Source organism: Roseovarius sp. EL26, from assembly GCF_900327775.1.
In the GTDB taxonomy this organism is placed as follows: Bacteria; Pseudomonadota; Alphaproteobacteria; order Rhodobacterales; family Rhodobacteraceae; genus Roseovarius.
In genome coordinates this window covers 226,477-243,237 of record NZ_OUMZ01000007.1, presented here as the reverse complement: position 1 = coordinate 243,237, position 16,761 = coordinate 226,477, and the positions used below count along the sequence as shown (strand labels likewise).

14 protein-coding genes are annotated in these 16,761 nt (G+C 51.8%); 7 read left to right on the top strand and 7 right to left on the bottom strand.

Annotation, left to right across the window (positions count from 1 at the left end; translation table 11 throughout):
- The first annotated feature begins 66 nt into the window (after positions 1-66).
- Positions 67-1,011 (top strand): GlxA family transcriptional regulator, encoded by a 945-nt coding sequence (locus D9A02_RS09035; protein ID WP_120500665.1) that lies wholly within the window; start codon positions 67-69, stop codon positions 1,009-1,011.
- Between the two features lie 169 nt (positions 1,012-1,180).
- On the opposite strand, the gene D9A02_RS09030 is transcribed toward D9A02_RS09035, so the two are convergent.
- Entirely contained in the window at positions 1,181-2,494 is a 1,314-nt protein-coding gene (locus D9A02_RS09030) for an NAD(P)/FAD-dependent oxidoreductase (RefSeq protein WP_120500664.1), read from the bottom strand.
- A 175-nt stretch (positions 2,495-2,669) separates the two neighbouring features.
- Entirely contained in the window at positions 2,670-3,155 is a 486-nt protein-coding gene (locus D9A02_RS09025; RefSeq protein WP_120500663.1) for a GNAT family N-acetyltransferase, read from the bottom strand.
- Between the two features lie 80 nt (positions 3,156-3,235).
- Here D9A02_RS09025 and D9A02_RS09020 point away from each other — a divergent pair, with 80 nt between their 5' ends.
- A complete protein-coding gene (locus tag D9A02_RS09020; protein WP_120500662.1) occupies positions 3,236-3,838 on the top strand; it encodes a flavin reductase family protein in 603 nt (200 codons plus the stop codon).
- Between the two features lie 44 nt (positions 3,839-3,882).
- On the opposite strand, the gene D9A02_RS09015 is transcribed toward D9A02_RS09020, so the two are convergent.
- From D9A02_RS09015 to D9A02_RS09000, 4 genes are all read right to left on the bottom strand, one after another.
- Entirely contained in the window at positions 3,883-4,425 is a 543-nt protein-coding gene (locus D9A02_RS09015) for a hypothetical protein (RefSeq protein WP_120500661.1), read from the bottom strand.
- A 233-nt stretch (positions 4,426-4,658) separates the two neighbouring features.
- Positions 4,659-6,233, bottom strand: a complete 1,575-nt coding sequence (locus D9A02_RS09010; protein WP_120502453.1) for a SulP family inorganic anion transporter — start codon at positions 6,231-6,233, stop codon at positions 4,659-4,661.
- Positions 6,234-6,414: 181 nt separating this feature from the next.
- Entirely contained in the window at positions 6,415-7,425 is a 1,011-nt protein-coding gene (locus D9A02_RS09005; RefSeq protein WP_120500660.1) for an NAD-dependent epimerase/dehydratase family protein, read from the bottom strand.
- Positions 7,426-8,319: 894 nt separating this feature from the next.
- The gene (locus D9A02_RS09000; protein ID WP_120500659.1) at positions 8,320-8,865 is read right to left on the bottom strand and encodes an OmpA family protein; all 546 of its coding nucleotides are present in this window, start codon (positions 8,863-8,865) and stop codon (positions 8,320-8,322) included.
- Between the two features lie 163 nt (positions 8,866-9,028).
- Here D9A02_RS09000 and D9A02_RS08995 point away from each other — a divergent pair, with 163 nt between their 5' ends.
- Genes D9A02_RS08995 through D9A02_RS08975 form a run of 5 tightly spaced genes read left to right on the top strand, consistent with a single transcriptional unit; the run spans position 9,029 to position 15,572 of the window.
- On the top strand, positions 9,029-10,162 hold the full coding sequence (locus D9A02_RS08995) for an acyltransferase (protein WP_120500658.1): 1,134 nt from the start codon (positions 9,029-9,031) through the stop codon (positions 10,160-10,162).
- Between the two features lie 19 nt (positions 10,163-10,181).
- Positions 10,182-11,675, top strand: a complete 1,494-nt coding sequence (locus D9A02_RS08990) for a sugar phosphate nucleotidyltransferase (RefSeq protein WP_120500657.1) — start codon at positions 10,182-10,184, stop codon at positions 11,673-11,675.
- Between the two features lie 3 nt (positions 11,676-11,678).
- Entirely contained in the window at positions 11,679-12,443 is a 765-nt protein-coding gene (locus tag D9A02_RS08985; protein WP_120500656.1) for a hypothetical protein, read from the top strand.
- A gap of 44 nt (positions 12,444-12,487) precedes the next feature.
- Positions 12,488-14,302 (top strand): glycosyltransferase, encoded by a 1,815-nt coding sequence (locus D9A02_RS08980; protein WP_120500655.1) that lies wholly within the window; start codon positions 12,488-12,490, stop codon positions 14,300-14,302.
- Positions 14,268-15,572, top strand: coding sequence for a DUF3131 domain-containing protein (locus tag D9A02_RS08975; RefSeq protein ID WP_120500654.1), 1,305 nt, complete (start codon positions 14,268-14,270; stop codon positions 15,570-15,572). The genes D9A02_RS08980 and D9A02_RS08975 overlap by 35 nt, the downstream gene beginning before the upstream one ends.
- Before the next feature lie 59 nt (positions 15,573-15,631).
- Here D9A02_RS08975 and D9A02_RS08970 read toward each other — a convergent pair whose 3' ends face one another.
- Positions 15,632-16,741 (bottom strand): peptidoglycan-binding domain-containing protein, encoded by a 1,110-nt coding sequence (locus tag D9A02_RS08970; protein WP_162933018.1) that lies wholly within the window; start codon positions 16,739-16,741, stop codon positions 15,632-15,634.
- Between the last annotated feature and the right edge of the window lie 20 nt (positions 16,742-16,761).

Here is a 16,761-nt window from a genome sequence, read left to right as displayed (position 1 = left end):
AACAGGGTGGTTGATCAAACAAAGGCCATCCTGCATAAGCATAGCGTGCAGAATTGGACGTAAACCATGCAAGATTGGCAAAAAATGCGTGTTGAGATGCAGACCTATGATGTTCTGCTGTTTGATGGGTTTTCCAATCACTGTCTGGCTAACGCGATTGAACCCCTGCGGGCGGCGAACATGATCTCGGGTCGGGATCTCTATGACTGGCGCTATGTGACCATGGATGGGAACACTACGACCAGTTCCAGCGGATTGCAGGTGACTCCGCATGCAGCGCTGGCAGAGACATCGGGGACGATGCTGCTGGTCATGCCCTCCTACGGGTTTCGCGAGATCACGGGGTGGAGCGTGACAAGCAATTTGCGCGCTGCCGCGAGCCGCTATGATCATATGGCTGCGCTGGACACCGGCAGCTGGCTGTTGGCCCGTGCGGGATTGCTTGATGGGGTCAGGGCGACAATCCACTGGGAGGAGTTGGAGAGCTTTGCCGAGACCTTTCCCGAGATCGAGACGGTGCGGGAGCGTTATGTCATTGACCAAAATCGCATTACCTGTTCGGGAGCGATGGCAGCATTTGATCTGGTGATGCATCTGATCGGGCGCGATCAGGGGCAGTTGCTGGCCATCGAAGTCTCGCAGCTCTTTATGTCTAACCGGCCTTCGGGGACCCATAGCGAATACCGCACGACACGGGATAAATTCGTGGATCGAGCACTGGCGCTGATGACTGAAAATCTGGAGACCCCTCTGCCGCTGAGGCAACTGGCAAAACGTGCTGGTTGTACGCAAAAGTCGCTGGAACGACGGGTGCGTAGCGAGTTGGGGACAACGCCGCAGACCGTCTATCGGCGGCTGCGCTTGAACCTAGCCCGCAAGCTGGTGATTGAGACGGAACAACCGATCCTGGAGGTGGCCTATCGCTGTGGATACGAAAACGCCAGCGCGATGACGCGGGCGTTCAAGGCAGAGTTTGACTGCACACCGAGGAGTTTGCGGAGCTCGCCATGACCAAAGTGCGCTGGAACAAGCGCCAACAATTGCTCAGAATCCAATCATCCATAAGTACCGTTCCAATAAAGGGGCGGCCATTCGTATAACTCACAGCGAAATCGGATCTTGAGCCCATATTGTTCAATGCTGCATGTCCTACAAACGTCCGTTCACCTTAGACGCCTTCCTAGTTGATAAGTTTTTGAGCACGTTCAACGATGTCTTCTCGTGAAAGCACACTCGGAGGTTCCAGCAAATGGATAACATTTACACTTAGCCGGTGAACTTCGGCATCCGTCTCAGCCAGTTTTCGGATTGCCGCTCCCATCATCCAGCGGTTTTCGATATCTGCGGGACGATCTCCAACCGTACTTGGGTGTTCTAGGTCACGGGTTTCCATGACAGACCAACCAACTTGATTGAGCGACTCCGATGCTTCGAAGTATCTCGGCGCCAGACGATCCAAGCCGCCGGTCAGCCCGGAACGGATTGCCCTCGCTTGGCCCGCGGACAAGCTTATGCCTTGCCCATACATTGGGTTAAAGCTTGTCACCGCTTCACCCATGGGAATTATCCCCCGTGGAAACCGTTCCATTCGGTCATAGCGAAGCCAAAAACCCTTTGGGATTTTGTAGGAGCGAAAATCGGAAACCGGCACGGCCCTGCTCAGCTTTTCGTGGATGATGGGGTGGGCAAGGCCTTTCGTCCATTCTACGAATCCTTCGGCCTCGCGTGGCGCCATGTCGCCGCCCCTGCCATACATGGTCGCTAGCCAAAGTCCGCCGTCGACGGGTGTTAGATAGGCCGCGCGAGTGTTGGGCGGTATTGCGAGCATAAGGCAGGCCCAAGTATCATCTGCCAGATCAGGAGGTGGTCGGAATAACCCGGACGTGTACGACATGCCGATGCCCAATTCCTGACGTTCGACTTCACCATAACGGTGATCGACGAGCCAACGCGGTAGAGTCGTCGCGCGACCGGAGCAATCAACGACAAGGTCCGAAAAGATTTCCGAACCGATGTCGCCTGTTTGAATTTTCACGCCAGAAACGTCGCTATTACCATCAGTGCAAAACTGCGTGAATCGAGTGGCCTCCTTGATTGATACATTTGGTAACGCAAGAACACGCTTGCGTGTCACGTGTTCCAACAAAGGCCGAGTTACCGACGGTGTAAGGATACCTACATCTCGAATAGGAGTCGGGCCAGCCGCATCGTGGAACCAGATATCCTTGTTTCTGCGAATTTGAACGGCGCCCGCCTCATATAGGTCGGTCATGATACCTGGCAGAAAATCCTCCATGGCTTCAACTGCATATCCAAGGAACGTATGTACGTGTGCGCCTTGTGGGACTCCTTTTCGAACTTGAGGCGTGCGCGGTAGATCATCCTTTTCGATAATTATAACCTCAGAAAATTGGTCTGAGAGCACAGCTGCTGCCATCAGACCGGCCATACCAGCCCCAATTACAATAACTCGTTTCTGTTGTCGGCTATCCATTACTGCGTCCCACACTTCCGTTCGAAACGAAGACTAGCATATTTTTGTTTTTTTTCAGAAACCGCCATTTCTCCCAAAAGTTGGATGTCCGCTTCGTCCCGGTAGCGTAAATTCAGCTTTCAAAGATTGAATGTCCGCAAATGCCACTTGGTAATCTTTCCCCGCAGCGGAAACCTTAAACAGCGCGGGTCACCTCACCCGTGACGCTGTCCCAAGCACCTTTGATCAGTTCATAGCCCAAAACCCGTTCCGGGTTGGTGGGGGGCGGCATGATCACGCCCTCAAGCTTTGTAAAACCAAATCGGTTGTAGTAAGGCGCGTCGCCCACCAGCATAACCCGTTCCCAACCCAGATCGCGAGCCACTTCAAGGCTTTCGCGGATCAGGAAGCCGCCCAGCCCCTCGCCCTGACGGGTGGGGTGAACGGCGACGGGACCAAGCAACAGAACATGTGCTCCCCCGACCCGAACAGGCCAATAGCGGATTGCACCGCCCAAAATGTTATCGGCATCACGTGCGGCCAGGCTCAGTTCTGGCACAGGGGAAATATTATCGCGCAGACGGTAAGATGACAGCGCTTCGCGCCCCGGTGCAAAGCACAGGTCATAGAGGGCTTCGACCTCCCACCAGTCGTCTTTGGATTCTGACGTCAGCTTGTACACGCGCGCCTCACAGGAAATTCGCTGGCACGCCGGGTAACACGAGAGTAGACCGGGTTCAAACAACTCTGACAAGGGCGCCCATGTTTTATCACCCCAAAGACGGCCATGGCCTGCCGCATAATCCGTTTAATGCCATCGTGACGCCCCGCCCGATTGGCTGGATCTCATCACGGGATGGCGCGGGAAATGACAATCTGGCGCCCTATTCGTTTTTCAATGCCGTGGCCTATGAACCGCCGCAGGTGATGTTTGCCTCGACCTCGGCCAAGGCGGATCAGGACAATTCCAAGGACAGCGTGGCCAATATTCGCGAGACAGGCGTGTTTTGTGTGAACATCGTGGAATATGCGATGCGTGATGCGATGAATAAAAGTTCGGGCATGTACGACAAAGGTGAGGATGAGTTTGCGCTGGCCGGGTTGAAGAAGGCGGAGTGTAAAACAATTGCCTGCACCCGTGTGGCTGCGGCCCCTGCGTCGCTGGAATGCAGATTGACGCAGATCGTGAAATTGCCGGGGCAGTCAAATTACACTGTGTTTGGTGAAGTCACCGGCATCCATATGCGCGATGACTGCCTAAAGGATGGAGTGTTTGATGTGTTGACGTTCAATCCCCTCGCCCGGATGGGGTACAAGGATTACACTATTGTGCGCGAAGCGTTTAGTTTGGAGCGACCCGAATGATGGTATCCCAGTTATATTGGCACGGCTGATTCACCTACTAATATCTACTCAGCATTAGTACATATACCATGAATAAAGGCCTCTAGAGTGGCTCCAATATCTCGATTGTAGTTATGCCATAATGGGCTAGTGAAAGCGGTTGTGTAGACAAAATTATCAACAAACTCTATATTGTTGCCAACACGGTGATACGCATCAAATGTAACACTCGCAGCGCATACATTCTGTTTTCCCAGCAAAAAATCTGTAGAGTTCACAGTTAGATTTATTGCCATTTGACCATCATCTAAATGGCTTAGTATTCTTGATTTTCCATCAAATGCAATCTTATCTGGAATTATCGAAGACTGTGCGGAGTTGATCGATCCGTCTTTATTATAGTTCTCGACTATCCCCGGCTTATCATTGCAAGATTTAACTGCTTTATTAAATGTTTTTATCCAATACTTCCTACTGTACATACAGGATCGATCATTTGTCACAGCATAGCTCAACAAGAACTTAATTCTGTTATCCTTCCATTTTTCGGCAGCAAGGGCATTTGTTGCAAACGCACAAAATATTATACAAACAGGCAGAACTCTCATTACAAATCACCATATTTATTATGTACTTTAAGTGGTGCAATTCTTTCAGGTAGTGAGAGACGCTGTCAACGTTCGAAACTTTGTATTTTGGTTTAATCAACAGGCAGTACCACAAGAAAATGCCGTTTTTTCCGACCTTGAAAAGCGCGTAATGGACACAAAACCCTTCGAAACGGTAAACTGCGTTCCTATTAAAAAGTAAAAAGAGGCGCTGAAGTGCGCCCCTTGTTGCTTTAGTGTCCGCCTAAGATTCCGGTTTTGACGCCGTAGTCGACGGCGATTTCGTAGTCCGGGTCATCGGCGCTGTCGACCATCAAGTGGCCGGCTTTTTTCAGCAGCCCGTGACAGTCGCGGCTGAGGTGGCGCAATTGGATGCGCTTGCCAGCCGTTTCATATTTTAGCGCGATGGCTTCAATTGCTTGAAGCGCAGATTGGTCCGCCACGCGACTGCCTGCGAAATCTACGATCACCAGATCAGGGTCACCTTTGGGGTCAAACAGCTCGGAAAACCCTTCGGCGGAGCCAAAAAACAGTGGGCCCTGAATGCGGTAGACTTTCTTGTCTTCGGTTTCTTCGGTGTCGGCGTTGATGCGGGTGGCGTTGCTCCAGGCGTAGGCAAGCGCCGAGACGATCACACCGACAACAACGGCGATGGCAAGATCGTATTTCACGGTCACGACCGTCACCAGAATGATCACCAGCGCATCGGTCAGTGGCACCTTACGCATGATAGTGAGCGAGTTCCACGCGAATGTCCCGATCACCACCATGAACATCACACCGACCAAGGCGGCCAGTGGGATTTGTTCGATCAATGGCGAGGCGAACAGGATAAAGATCAGCAGAAAGATGGCCGCAGCCGTGCCCGCCAGTCGCGTGCGGCCGCCAGATTTCACGTTGATCATCGACTGACCGATCATCGCACAGCCGCCCATGCCACCAAAGAAACCGGTAACCACATTGGCCGCGCCTTGAGCGAGACATTCTTGACTTGCCCCGCCGCGTTTTCCGGTCATTTCACTGACAAGGTTGAGCGTCAGAAGGCTTTCGATCAGACCAATGGCCGCCAAGATTACGGCATAGGGCAGAATGATTTCAAAGGTTTCCCAGTTTAAAGGCACCATTGGGATGTGGAACATCGGCAGGCCACCCTCGATCGAGGCCAGATCACCCACGCGCGGGACATCCAGTCCGAAACCGATCACCAAAGCGGCGACAACACCGATGCCCGCCAGTGGTGCCGGAATAACCTTGGTGATGCGTGGCATGATCCAGATAATCGCCATCGTCAGCGCAACCAGACCCAACATCGTGGTAAGCGCCCCACCGCTGAGCCACTCACCGCCGCTCATCCCATGGCCAGTGTTTTCCATGCTACCCGGCACTTTGAATTGTCCCAGCTGCGCCAGGAAAATCACAATCGCCAGTCCGTTGACGAAACCCAGCATCACAGGGTGCGGCACAAGACGGATAAACCTGCCCCAATGCATGACGCCAGCGATGACCTGCAAGATCCCCATCAGCACAACGGTCGCAAACAGATATTCGACCCCGTGTTCGGCTACCAAGGCCACCATAACCACGGCTAAAGCGCCAGTGGCGCCTGAGATCATCCCCGGACGACCGCCAAAGAGTGCGGTGATCAGCCCCACAAGAAAAGCCGCATAAAGGCCGACCAGCGGGTGCACCCCGGCGACGAAGGCGAAGGCCACCGCCTCGGGCACCAACGCCAATGCAACGGTCAGCCCTGAGAGTAATTCGGTCCGGATACCGGCGGCCGTGAGCCGCTCTTCAGGGTTGCGTTTCATGCCGGTCAGATCCAGACGATTGGCAAGGCCAGTCTGCAATAGTTTTTTCACCGTGAGGGTATCCTGTTCTATCAGTGGCGCAGAGCGCCGCCGTCGCGCGGGTTCATATGGCTGGGTGGTCTTGGCAATTTAATGCCATCCGCACAGGCTATACCGCCCTTGGGGTCGGTCCGGCAACCTTCTATTTCTGGTAATAGTCGCGAAACCACGCCACAAACTTGGCAATTCCGTCCTTTATGTCCGTTTCCGGCGCATATCCCGTCAAGTTTCGCAACAAGGTTGCATCGGCCCATGTGGCTGGTACGTCGCCCTTTTGCATCTCCATCAAGTTGCGCTTGGCTGGCACAGCCAACTCCGCCTCAATCGCGTCGACAAAATCGATCAACTTGACCGTTTGGGAGTTGCCGATATTCACAACGCGGTAAGGGGCAACAGGTGAAAGGCTGTCCCAGTCGGGGATTTCCTCTGCAGTGGCGGGCCGCACAGGGACCGCATCGATCAGAAGGCGGATGCCACGCACCAGATCGGTAATGTAGGTAAAGTCACGGTACATTTCGCCGTGGTTGTAGATATCAATGGGACGCCCTTCGAGTATTGCATCAACAAATTTAAACAGTGCCATGTCGGGCCGGCCCCAAGGCCCATACACGGTAAAGAACCGAAACATCGTCGTCGGGATGTTCCAAAGATGCGCATAGGAATGACCCATCGCCTCGCCAGCTTTCTTGGTGGCGGCGTAGATGGTCATCGGGCTGTCGGCCTTGTGTGTCTCGGCATAAGGCATGTTGGTATTGGCGCCATAAACCGACGATGTTGACGCCATGAGCAGGTGTTTGACCTCATGGCGTCGGGCGATCTCCATAATATTGAAAGTACCAACAATATTGGCATCAACATAGGCGCGTGGGGCCTCAAGGCTGTAGCGAACACCGGCTTGTGCCGCGAGATGCACGATAATCTCGGGTTTAAATTCGTCGGTAATCCGGTCAACCGTCTCAACATCTTCCAATTTGGATTCAGTAGCCCTGAAGCCAGGATATTGGAGTAAAATCTGATGGCGGCGCTGTTTAAGCCGTACATCATAGTAATCGGTCATCCCGTCCATACCATGAACAGTAAAGCCATCTTCGAGCAAAAGCTTTGCCAGATGGAACCCAATAAAACCTGCCGTCCCGGTAATAAATACTCGCATACTGTCTCGCTTGATCCGTTATTACGCCTCAATGACAAGGCACACATACCTCATCCCATTTATGCAACATCTTTAACGCCAATTACCACAAGACGCCAAACGATACATTTAGGGAACAACAATTTTGAAAACGGCGTTTTGCAACCCAGCGAAGTGCCGAATTGCAAAACTACTGCCCAACTTCAGGGAGAGATGATGCGTTCCAAATTGCCTGTGGATAATAAACAAACTTGCTATAAAAAATTTCTTTGCCGGACGGGCGACTTGGAACGCATAGATAGGATGCCCCTAAGGCATCAATGTTACGAAAATATAGCGTGAATGTTTTGCGAATATCTCTCAAGGCATTGTAATAAAACGAAACTTAACCTCTCAAAAGTGCCTTTCCGTCGCCACAATATCGCTAAAGGCAGTAAATGTGTCCGTTCTAAATCGAATCACTTCAAGGTTTTCTTGTTCGCGGCATTGTTGCTAATCAGACCCAGACCACAGTTGCCCCAATGCGCTTGCGGCACCTGTCGCGGTAATCCTGTTTACGGGTAGTAAGCTTCGCCAGGCAGGCCGGTCGATGCTCTCATTCCTTTTCCGGCGCGCAAACAATCGAAGCATTTTGGCCAAACGTCACAAGTAACGCTTGCACCATCAACCAGAAACGTCCTTCGACGCAAAGGACTGTAACGCCATTAGGTCAACTTTCGACACGTGCTGCTTCATCAACTTAATCCGATGCATCAGATCTGCCGCTACGTGATTTGCCAAACTCACAGGAACCGCTCACAAATTAACGATTTTTCAATGGAAAAGATGAAAGTGGCCGCACATATCCGGATTTATCACGCCGCCTGATTGATCACCAATAAACGCAATAAGCGCACCGCAATGCCTGCCCGGAATTCAGCGACAATCGCGCGCCAGAATAGCCACTCGCCTATGATAAGGTGACTTGCCGGGAAAACCCTCTAGCAACTGTGTCTCACCCACCCCTAATACCTCTAGGATTCTGGCTTCATTCTGCAACTTTGCGCGCAATGCGGCGGCAACAGATTCTGCACGCTGTTTTGAAAGCGTTTGATTGATCTCTGCCCCACCACTGCTGTCTGAATGGCCCACCAAGCGCAAACATGCGCGCTGCATTGGTGCCGTCTCAAGCACGGATGCCAGCCCGGCGACCTGTTGTAGTGCGTTATCTGAAAGGGTCGCCCCTCCTTGAGTAAAAAACACATGGCTCTCTTTAACTTCAGCGCTAAGCTGATGGGCTTTTTCCAAAGGCTTTTCTGTTTTTTTCTCAGTATGCTCTCGGTCCTGATCACAGGCCTCTGTCCGCATGCCATATTCACGATAAATGGCTTCGCATAATTCCCAATCCGTCAGATTTTGCGCCGACGCACTCTGAACTATGGAACATAAATACACACCAAAACATACTGCCGAAACTTTCATGGGCTGTTACCTCCGCCCTTACAGATAACTGTATTTCTATAACCAGAGATTAATAGTTAAAATTTGCACAAAGATAAAATTAACATTCTGTTTTTATTCACGAATTATTCGGATTCATTGGTAAATTATACCTCAAGTTGGTATCGATTTCTGAGGTGTACATATGCGATCGCACGGCGCTGAACGTTTGGTCTGGTTGGATTCCATGCGCCTTATGGCAGGGCTGTCGATGGTGGGTCTGCATGCGACGGCAGACATCACCGGCCAGCCCTTTAGCGGTTTTTCCGCTACCGATCGCGTCGGGCCAATGTTCATACGGTCCTTGCTATATGTAGCCCGGACAGAACTGTTCCTGATGATCTCGGTCTTTTTGCTTCTGTTGGCCCTGCAACACAACCAGCGTTCATATGGGCAGACAATCGCCATTCAAGCCCGGCGCTTGTTGGTCCCATTCGCATTTTGGACCGTGTTTTACGCGCTCTTCTCTTTGATCAAGGCACATTATTTTGGGTACGGTGCAACTGCGATTGATCACCTATTTTCGACTGAACGCTGGGCCGGTTTTCTACTCTTGGGTACTGCTAAGTATCACATGCATTTCATTCCAACACTTTTTGGTTTGATCTTGATATACCCACTCTTTCGGGCCGCACAACGTCACCCGGCTTTGGGATTTTCCGTGTTTGCATGTCTCTTGACCAAGCGCGAGGCTGATCTGTATCTATATCACCACTATTGGGGGCATGAAATTTTGCCGTATCTGGTACGTGTGGTCAAACTGATCACCTATGCAGGGTATGGCATGGCTACCGCGGCCTTACTGACCCTATGGCAAGGCAGCACTGTTAAGGCACGCCAGAAATGGCTGATTCCAATTCTGCTGACAGGAGCAATTTTGTTTGCCTGCAAGCTTTCGGCCACATGGCAAACAATCGAAACCGGCAAATGGGCGTTTGATCACACCCCGGGCTATTGGGCCGACTTTTTGATGCCTGTGTTGTTGTTCGGACTTTGCATGTGTCTTGGGCATCGTAACTGGCCGCCAATCCTGTCACGGCTGGCCCCTTACGCCTTTGGGATCTATCTGTGCCATCCGATCTTTCTGGATTTTGCTGAAATGCTCGCACAGCAGCCCGGCCATACGCCAATGCAAATGGTGGGCATCAAAATCGGCCTCGCCCTGCCGTTAACCTGCAGCTTTGTTTTTGCCCTATCGCACTCGCGCCATCTGGCCTGGACAATCGGTTTAGGCCCTCTGCCTTGGCCCGATCTGGCCCCCAGCACCACAGCTACATAAGATCGGAAAGGAAACGTTCATGCGTGATAGTTCGCAACTCTTGCCGCAGGTTATGATAATCCGAATGCCCGCCAGCCGCCTATCGGCACAATCGGCAGGTCTTTTGTCTCAAAAAGCACAAGAGGCCGTGCGATCGGGCCGTATGGGAGTTTTGATAGATTTATCAGGTGTGGCTCGTATCACGCATTGCGGCCTGGCCGCTTTGGTCGAGTTTTTCGCAACATTCAGTCAACACCTTCGTATTGGATTCTGTCAGGCCCGTCCGAAAGTGCGCAGCATGATCGAGGCTTATGGTCTAACCCGCAGCTTACCACTTTATGCCAGCCTTGAAGATACAATGGCCCAGCCTGAATTTCGGCGGTGCAGCTTAACTGGCACACGTGTGGTCATCTTATGCGCAGGTAAAGGTACCAGAATGGCACCGCTGAGCTGGGACACCCCCAAACCAATGCTTGATGTGTTTGGCAAACCTGTTCTGGAACATTTGATCACCCATCTGGAGCGGTTCGGAGTCCGCGATATCTACCTGAATCCCGGTCACCTTGGGGGGCAAATCATTGCTCATTTCCAGGCATCTCACCAACGTAACATATTATTTTCAAACGAAGGGTCAAATTCTGACGATGGATGGGAGGGCAGCCCTGTTGGATCAGCCAGCACTCTGAGAAGATTGCACCGCAACAACAACGCCTTTGCGGATGATTTCATCGTCATGTGTGGAGATGCTTTGATTGATTTGGATTTCGCACAAATGATGGCACAGCATAAATCCAGCGATGCGCATATCACCATCGCGACAAAAACCATAGCCCGGCATGAAACCGGAAAATACGGCATCATCGCCACCAACAACACAGGCCGTGTGGCAGCATTTCAGAAAAAACCGCCTGTGAACAAAGCGGTGTCAACCATGGCCAGCGTCGGAATTTACATCATTTCCCCCAGTGTTCTGGAAACCATCAGCGAAATGCCCAATCAAGATATTGCGCAACATTTGCTGCCGACAGTACTGAAACTAGGTGGGAAAATTCAGACCTATCAAGGTGATTTCTACTGGCACGACATGGGTTGCGGACGCGACTACGCCCGGGTTCTAGAACAAGGATTGCAAGGAAAAATACCCAACATTCAGATCACTGGTGAACAAATTTCACCCGGCATCTGGGTAGATGAAAACGTCGATATTTCCAATCGGGCACAGCTCACTGGTTCATGCTACATTGGGGCAGAGAGTATTGTCCGCGCTGGTGCCACAATTGAAGGCACTTGTGTTTTGGGCGCAAAATGCCGAATTGAGACCAGTGCACAACTGCACAGCACAATTTTACATCCAGGCACGGCAATCAAGGCCTATAGCCAGATTGCGCACCGCTTTGCCTCCCCTTTCTGGACGATAGAAACTGAAAAGGCCGACGGTCGAACTGTGAACACAGAGCCATTAGATAACGTCGTCAGAACGGCTCACCCTGAAACCCATAGCCCTCGTTGGTTTGGCTTAATAAAGGCAGGATAGCCGATGAAATACCGTATTCTTCTTAGCCTTTTGATCTTTGGTTGGGCCTGCAATCCTAGCACGGCACAGATGCAAGATCGTTTCTGGATCTTGTGGGAACGTCTAGAACAAAATGGGACGGGCTGCCCGGATGGGCCAAATTGCCTGAAAAAACACAGGTACAGTAGCCGTTTGTTTGATGCTGCAGACAGCAGCGCGATGTACCGCCTGTTTGGCATGATGGACGGGGCAGCAATGGCACAAGGGCGTCTGGCCGAGCATCCCGACGCCCCACGTATTTGTCAGCATAACTCTGCGGAGGTCATACTTGGCTTCAATCCCGAAACGCTCCCGAAATCGGAAAAGATAGAGGCTTTGCGTGGAATATCCGGATTTGGATTTGATGTGCGTAAGCTAAAAGCCCCCCCAGGGTTTTCCGATACCTTCGGCGACGAGTTGCAGGCCGCTATGAAAACCCGTTTTCGGCAAGCAGGATTGCGTGTTTTGTCAAAAGAGGAAACCGCAGCCACACCCGGACAGCCAGAGCTAAATATTTATTTTTCTTTTAGAGATCCCGGCGGGCATTGTGATTATAGCTACTCTGTATTTGCCAGTCTGTCGCAAACTGTACTGCTGACACGTGATCTGAGGATCAAGCTGTCCGCCGGGGTCTGGTCCTACTCAACCAGCTCCCCTGCTCTGCAACAGGGGGAAACGGAATGGGATGCGCTTTTGTCTGTTGCAGATGCCCTGATTCGTGATCATCGCAAAGTCAACACCTCAAATTAACCCTGTCATGCCACAGTAAATTATACATTGGCGCAAAGGACAGTATGAGCAGCCCCTATTTCACCCCGTATGAGAGCCGTCGCCCGCCAAGGTTTACCCCAATGAGCCGCCGCCGCATGCACTGTTGGCATCTGCTAGCCGGCATGACCACGGGCATTTCGCTGTGGTATCTGCACTGGCGTTGGACACAATCCCTCAACCCGGATGCCTTGGCATTCTCAATCGCTGTAACCATGGCCGAAAGTCTATTTTTTCTTGGTAGTTTACTGTTCTATTATGACATCTGGCAAGAGGATGACACCCGTGTCAAACCACCACCGGCCTCTCGGGACGAAGCCGGGCTTGACGGGCCGGGCCCGATCAAAGTGGATCTCTACATCACAACTTACGACGAAGAAATCGAGGTTCTACGTCCCTCAATCGCGGCGGCACGTGAGCTGACCCTGCCAGACAATACAAATGTTAAGATCTTCCTTCTGGATGACGGTAATCGCCCCTTTATGGCACAGCTCGCGCAGAGCATGCAGATCGGGTATCTGTCACGTAACAGCAACGAGGGTTTCAAAGCTGGAAATCTACGAAATGCGCTGATGCAGACAGGAGGTGATTTTATCCTGATCTGTGATGCAGATACACGGGTCGAGACTGGTATTTTGCAAAACACCCTTGGGTACTTCAAAAATCCGAAAGTGGCCTGGGTTCAGACTCCGCACTGGTTTTATGACATTCCCGAGGGTTTGCATTGGTGCGATTGGATCGCACAAAAAATTTCACCACGGTTGCGCTGGTTGGCACCGCTTGCACGTCGCACCAGCGGTCGAGACACAGTCGGACATGACCCGTTTCTATCGGAACCGACATTGTTCTTCGATGTTATCCAACGTCGACGCAACCGCCACGGGGCCTCTTTTTGTTGTGGTGCCGGGTCAATCCACCGCCGTGAAGCAATCTTTTCAGCTGCGCTCAAGCGGAAGGGGGATGCGGTTGCACAATTGTCTCGCAAACTTGACCATCCGCAGCAAGATGCCCTGATACTGAACAGCGTCCCACTGGAGCCGTTCCGCTTTCACGTCAGCGAAGATATCTACACCTCGATCTTGCTGCAGGAGGATGCTGACGCATGGATTTCAGTGTACCACCCTCAGGTCGAAGCGAGAATGCTTTCGCCCTGGACGGTCGAAGCCTGGGCGGCACAAAAGCTCAAGTATGCCGGCGGCACCTATGACATCATGCTGCATGACAATCCGCTGTTGCGCCGAGGCATGCCATGGCGTGTCAAATTGCATTATGCGGCGACCTTCTGGTCATACATAACCGTGCTGTGGACACCGGTCCTATTGTTCGCCCCTGTCATCTCATTGGTTTTAGGAATTGCCCCGGTCAAAGCTTATTCTATTGAATTTTTTCTGCATTTTCTGCCGATGATCCTATGCAGCGAATTGGCCATTGTCTGTGCTTGTAAAGGCTATGCTGTACAACCCGGGCGCCTCTTAGCTCTTTCCACTCTTCCCATTCAACTGCGAGCCTTATGGATGGTACTATGCAAACGGCGCCCCAGTTTCCCCCCCACCCCGAAAATTCCGGTTTTTGGGCAGGGGCGGCATCATATCCTGCCCAATGTCTGGTTACTGACCATAATGGGTACCGCAGCTATTTTTGGTATCATTCAAACGCAATTAGGGGTGCCCGGACATGACCGATCGTTGCTTACGGTCAACCTATTTTGGCTGGGATGGAACATGCTGGCCGTCGGGCGAATTGTTCTGGCCGCTTTCTGGGTCCCTCCCCCTACGTTAAACCCCAAAAAGAAAGAGGAGCTGACGCATGTCGCAAACATCAAGCCACTCCGGCAATCGTAGCAGTTGGTTATTTTTGTCCGGGTTGGTTCTGGCCGCTGGGCTGGCCGTTGGTACTGATGGTATGCAACAATTTCTGTTGTCCGGCGATGGCCCACAGATAGATTACTCCAGTGCTTTACCAGTTCAGCCTCCCCGCTCGCTTTCTGATGCTGACCGCCACGCCGCCAAAGTGGCTTGGCGCTACTTTGAGAAAAATTATCAACCCGAAAGCGGGTTGGTCGATTCTGTATCAGGCTATCCCTCGGGTACGCTTTGGGATCAGGGATCTTATCTATTTGCATTGATTTCAGCCCGCGATCTTGGGATCATTGACACCGCTCAGTTCACGCGACGCGTTGAAAAGCTCTTGGAAGCTATGGAGAAAATACCCCTTTTCGAAGGGGTTCTACCCAACAAAGTGTATCATTCGCGTAGCTTGAAAATGGTAGATTACAAGAACAAAACAACAGACACCGGCATCGGTTGGTCGGCGTTAGACATCGCGCGAATGCTCGCCGCTTTACGAGTTCTGGAACGGCGCTATCCGCAATTTTCCCCGCGCATTCAAGCAGTGTTGGCAAATTGGGAGTTGGGCGCACTTGCCTTTGAAGGGCGTTTACATGGAGCACAACATGAAGGGGGCACAGTTGTCTACAAACAAGAAGGCCGTATTGGCTATGAACAATATGCAGCCCGCGCCGCCGCCCTATGGGGGTTGGATACATTGAACGCCGGTAGTGCCAGTACCATTATGGAATGGGAAGAGGTTTCTGGCATTGAGATCCCCATCGACCAGCGGCGTGCCGGAACATTCCGTGCAATCACACCAACATTGAGCGAACCCTTTTTCATGCAGGGGCTTGAATTTGGTTTCAATCGCGAAAGCGCCACACTGGCCAGCCGTGTCTACGCGGCGCAGGAAAATAGATACGCCAGAACGGGCCACATCACGATGGTTTCCGAGGACAATATAAACCAAGAACCCTATTTTCTGTATTCATCAGTTTACAGCAACGGTAAAAACTGGGCCGTCGTGACAGAAAAGGGAGAACACCATCCAGAACTGCGCACCATCAGCCTGAAGGCCGCCTTTGCCTGGGATGCTCTATATGGAACAGATTATACCGCGATGGCGCGCGCTGCGTTGAAAGATCTTGAAACAGATCGAGGCTGGGCGTCAGGCCGATATGAGACCACAGGAGAGATCAATACCGTGACAACAGCCAATACCAATGCCGTAGTTCTGGAAGCCATTCACTTCATCGCCTATGGGCCGCTTTGGCCATTGTGATCATTCAAATGCTCTACCCATGGCACAGGGCACATCACTTAGATAATGACCAATATTCGTCAAAATCCGACATCCTCTTTGATGAAATCATACAGATTCTTGTATATGCCTTCGCACGTTTTCCCCTGATTACAATTCGGGGACTGTCCCGCCGGAACATTCACAGATTTTGAGGGTTGAGCTGTCACCGGTACGGGCTTCGGAGGGGCCACAACTTTGGCCGTATCGCGTAAACCCTGTGTCGCATCAATTGTTTGTGGTGTTGGGGCGCTCTCTGCAGGGCGTGTTTTCTTACGCTCCCTTATACGTTCGTCCAAACGCTCCATAAGGTCAAAATCTAAGATGCCGTTGGGCAACAGGTTTTCGTCTGCTTGGAACCGGCTAATGGCCCGCTTTGTGGCCACATCCAACCGTCCATTTGCCGTACCAGCCAGATACCCAAGCGTTATCAGCATGGATTGGGCTGTCGTCACCTCTACATTATCAGTCATACCATAAACAAAGCTACGCTCTTGCTGTTCTTGTTTACGCGCGTTCGTGGCAGAACTGTCAAGACATTGCCAATATGGCACTCCGGCATGTTTCCCCAGCAATTCAATCACACCAAGCTCAACCAAATTTCTCACAGCTTGGCTTTGGCTTTCCACCCGCTCAATCGAAATCGGAAAGCCGACAGTGAGTGTAAGCGTGTCAATGATGCCTGAAGCCTTTCCCGAAAAACCCCGCTTTACCACTACCATTGAGTTGGCCACCGAAGCACCTGGCACGATTTGGCGGCTCGGATATTGCACCAGATGTAAGTCAACCGAGACAACTGACAATTTACGGAACCCCTTGTAAGACGCCCCCGTTAGCCCCCCCAGCGAACTGGGCCGCGACGCCGTAACAGTGCCAATCTCGCCCTCGGCTACATCCGTATCCACCTGCGAAATGGAGCCTCGAATATATAAATTGGGCTTCAATTCATCTTTTTTGCGTGTGGTCACAATCTCCAGCTGCCCAAATCCCGAAATGCGCGCTTGATCCAAAAAGACATAACGTTGGCTACTGCGGTTGATTTGATTGATCGCATTTATCAGCATGTCATCCGCTCCGACAGACAGTCGGCGGGTCTCATCCAGGATATCAGAAGAAGAGATCAGGTAAGAGCGCCGTGGCAACTTGGCCAACAACCCATCCATACATCGCA

Bases quoted from the DNA above. Each gene is read 5' to 3' on its own strand.
- D9A02_RS09035 (WP_120500665.1), top strand. From the start codon at position 67: ATGCAAGATTGGCAAAAAATGCGTGTTGAGATGCAGACCTATGATGTT.
- D9A02_RS09030 (WP_120500664.1), bottom strand. From the start codon at position 2,494: ATGGATAGCCGACAACAGAAACGAGTTATTGTAATTGGGGCTGGTATG.
- D9A02_RS09020 (WP_120500662.1), top strand. From the start codon at position 3,236: ATGTTTTATCACCCCAAAGACGGCCATGGCCTGCCGCATAATCCGTTT.
- D9A02_RS09015 (WP_120500661.1), bottom strand. From the start codon at position 4,425: ATGAGAGTTCTGCCTGTTTGTATAATATTTTGTGCGTTTGCAACAAAT.
- D9A02_RS09010 (WP_120502453.1), bottom strand. From the start codon at position 6,233: ATGAAACGCAACCCTGAAGAGCGGCTCACGGCCGCCGGTATCCGGACC.
- D9A02_RS09005 (WP_120500660.1), bottom strand. From the start codon at position 7,425: ATGCGAGTATTTATTACCGGGACGGCAGGTTTTATTGGGTTCCATCTG.
- D9A02_RS09000 (WP_120500659.1), bottom strand. From the start codon at position 8,865: ATGAAAGTTTCGGCAGTATGTTTTGGTGTGTATTTATGTTCCATAGTT.
- D9A02_RS08995 (WP_120500658.1), top strand. From the start codon at position 9,029: ATGCGATCGCACGGCGCTGAACGTTTGGTCTGGTTGGATTCCATGCGC.
- D9A02_RS08990 (WP_120500657.1), top strand. From the start codon at position 10,182: ATGCGTGATAGTTCGCAACTCTTGCCGCAGGTTATGATAATCCGAATG.
- D9A02_RS08985 (WP_120500656.1), top strand. From the start codon at position 11,679: ATGAAATACCGTATTCTTCTTAGCCTTTTGATCTTTGGTTGGGCCTGC.
- D9A02_RS08980 (WP_120500655.1), top strand. From the start codon at position 12,488: ATGAGCAGCCCCTATTTCACCCCGTATGAGAGCCGTCGCCCGCCAAGG.
- D9A02_RS08975 (WP_120500654.1), top strand. From the start codon at position 14,268: ATGTCGCAAACATCAAGCCACTCCGGCAATCGTAGCAGTTGGTTATTT.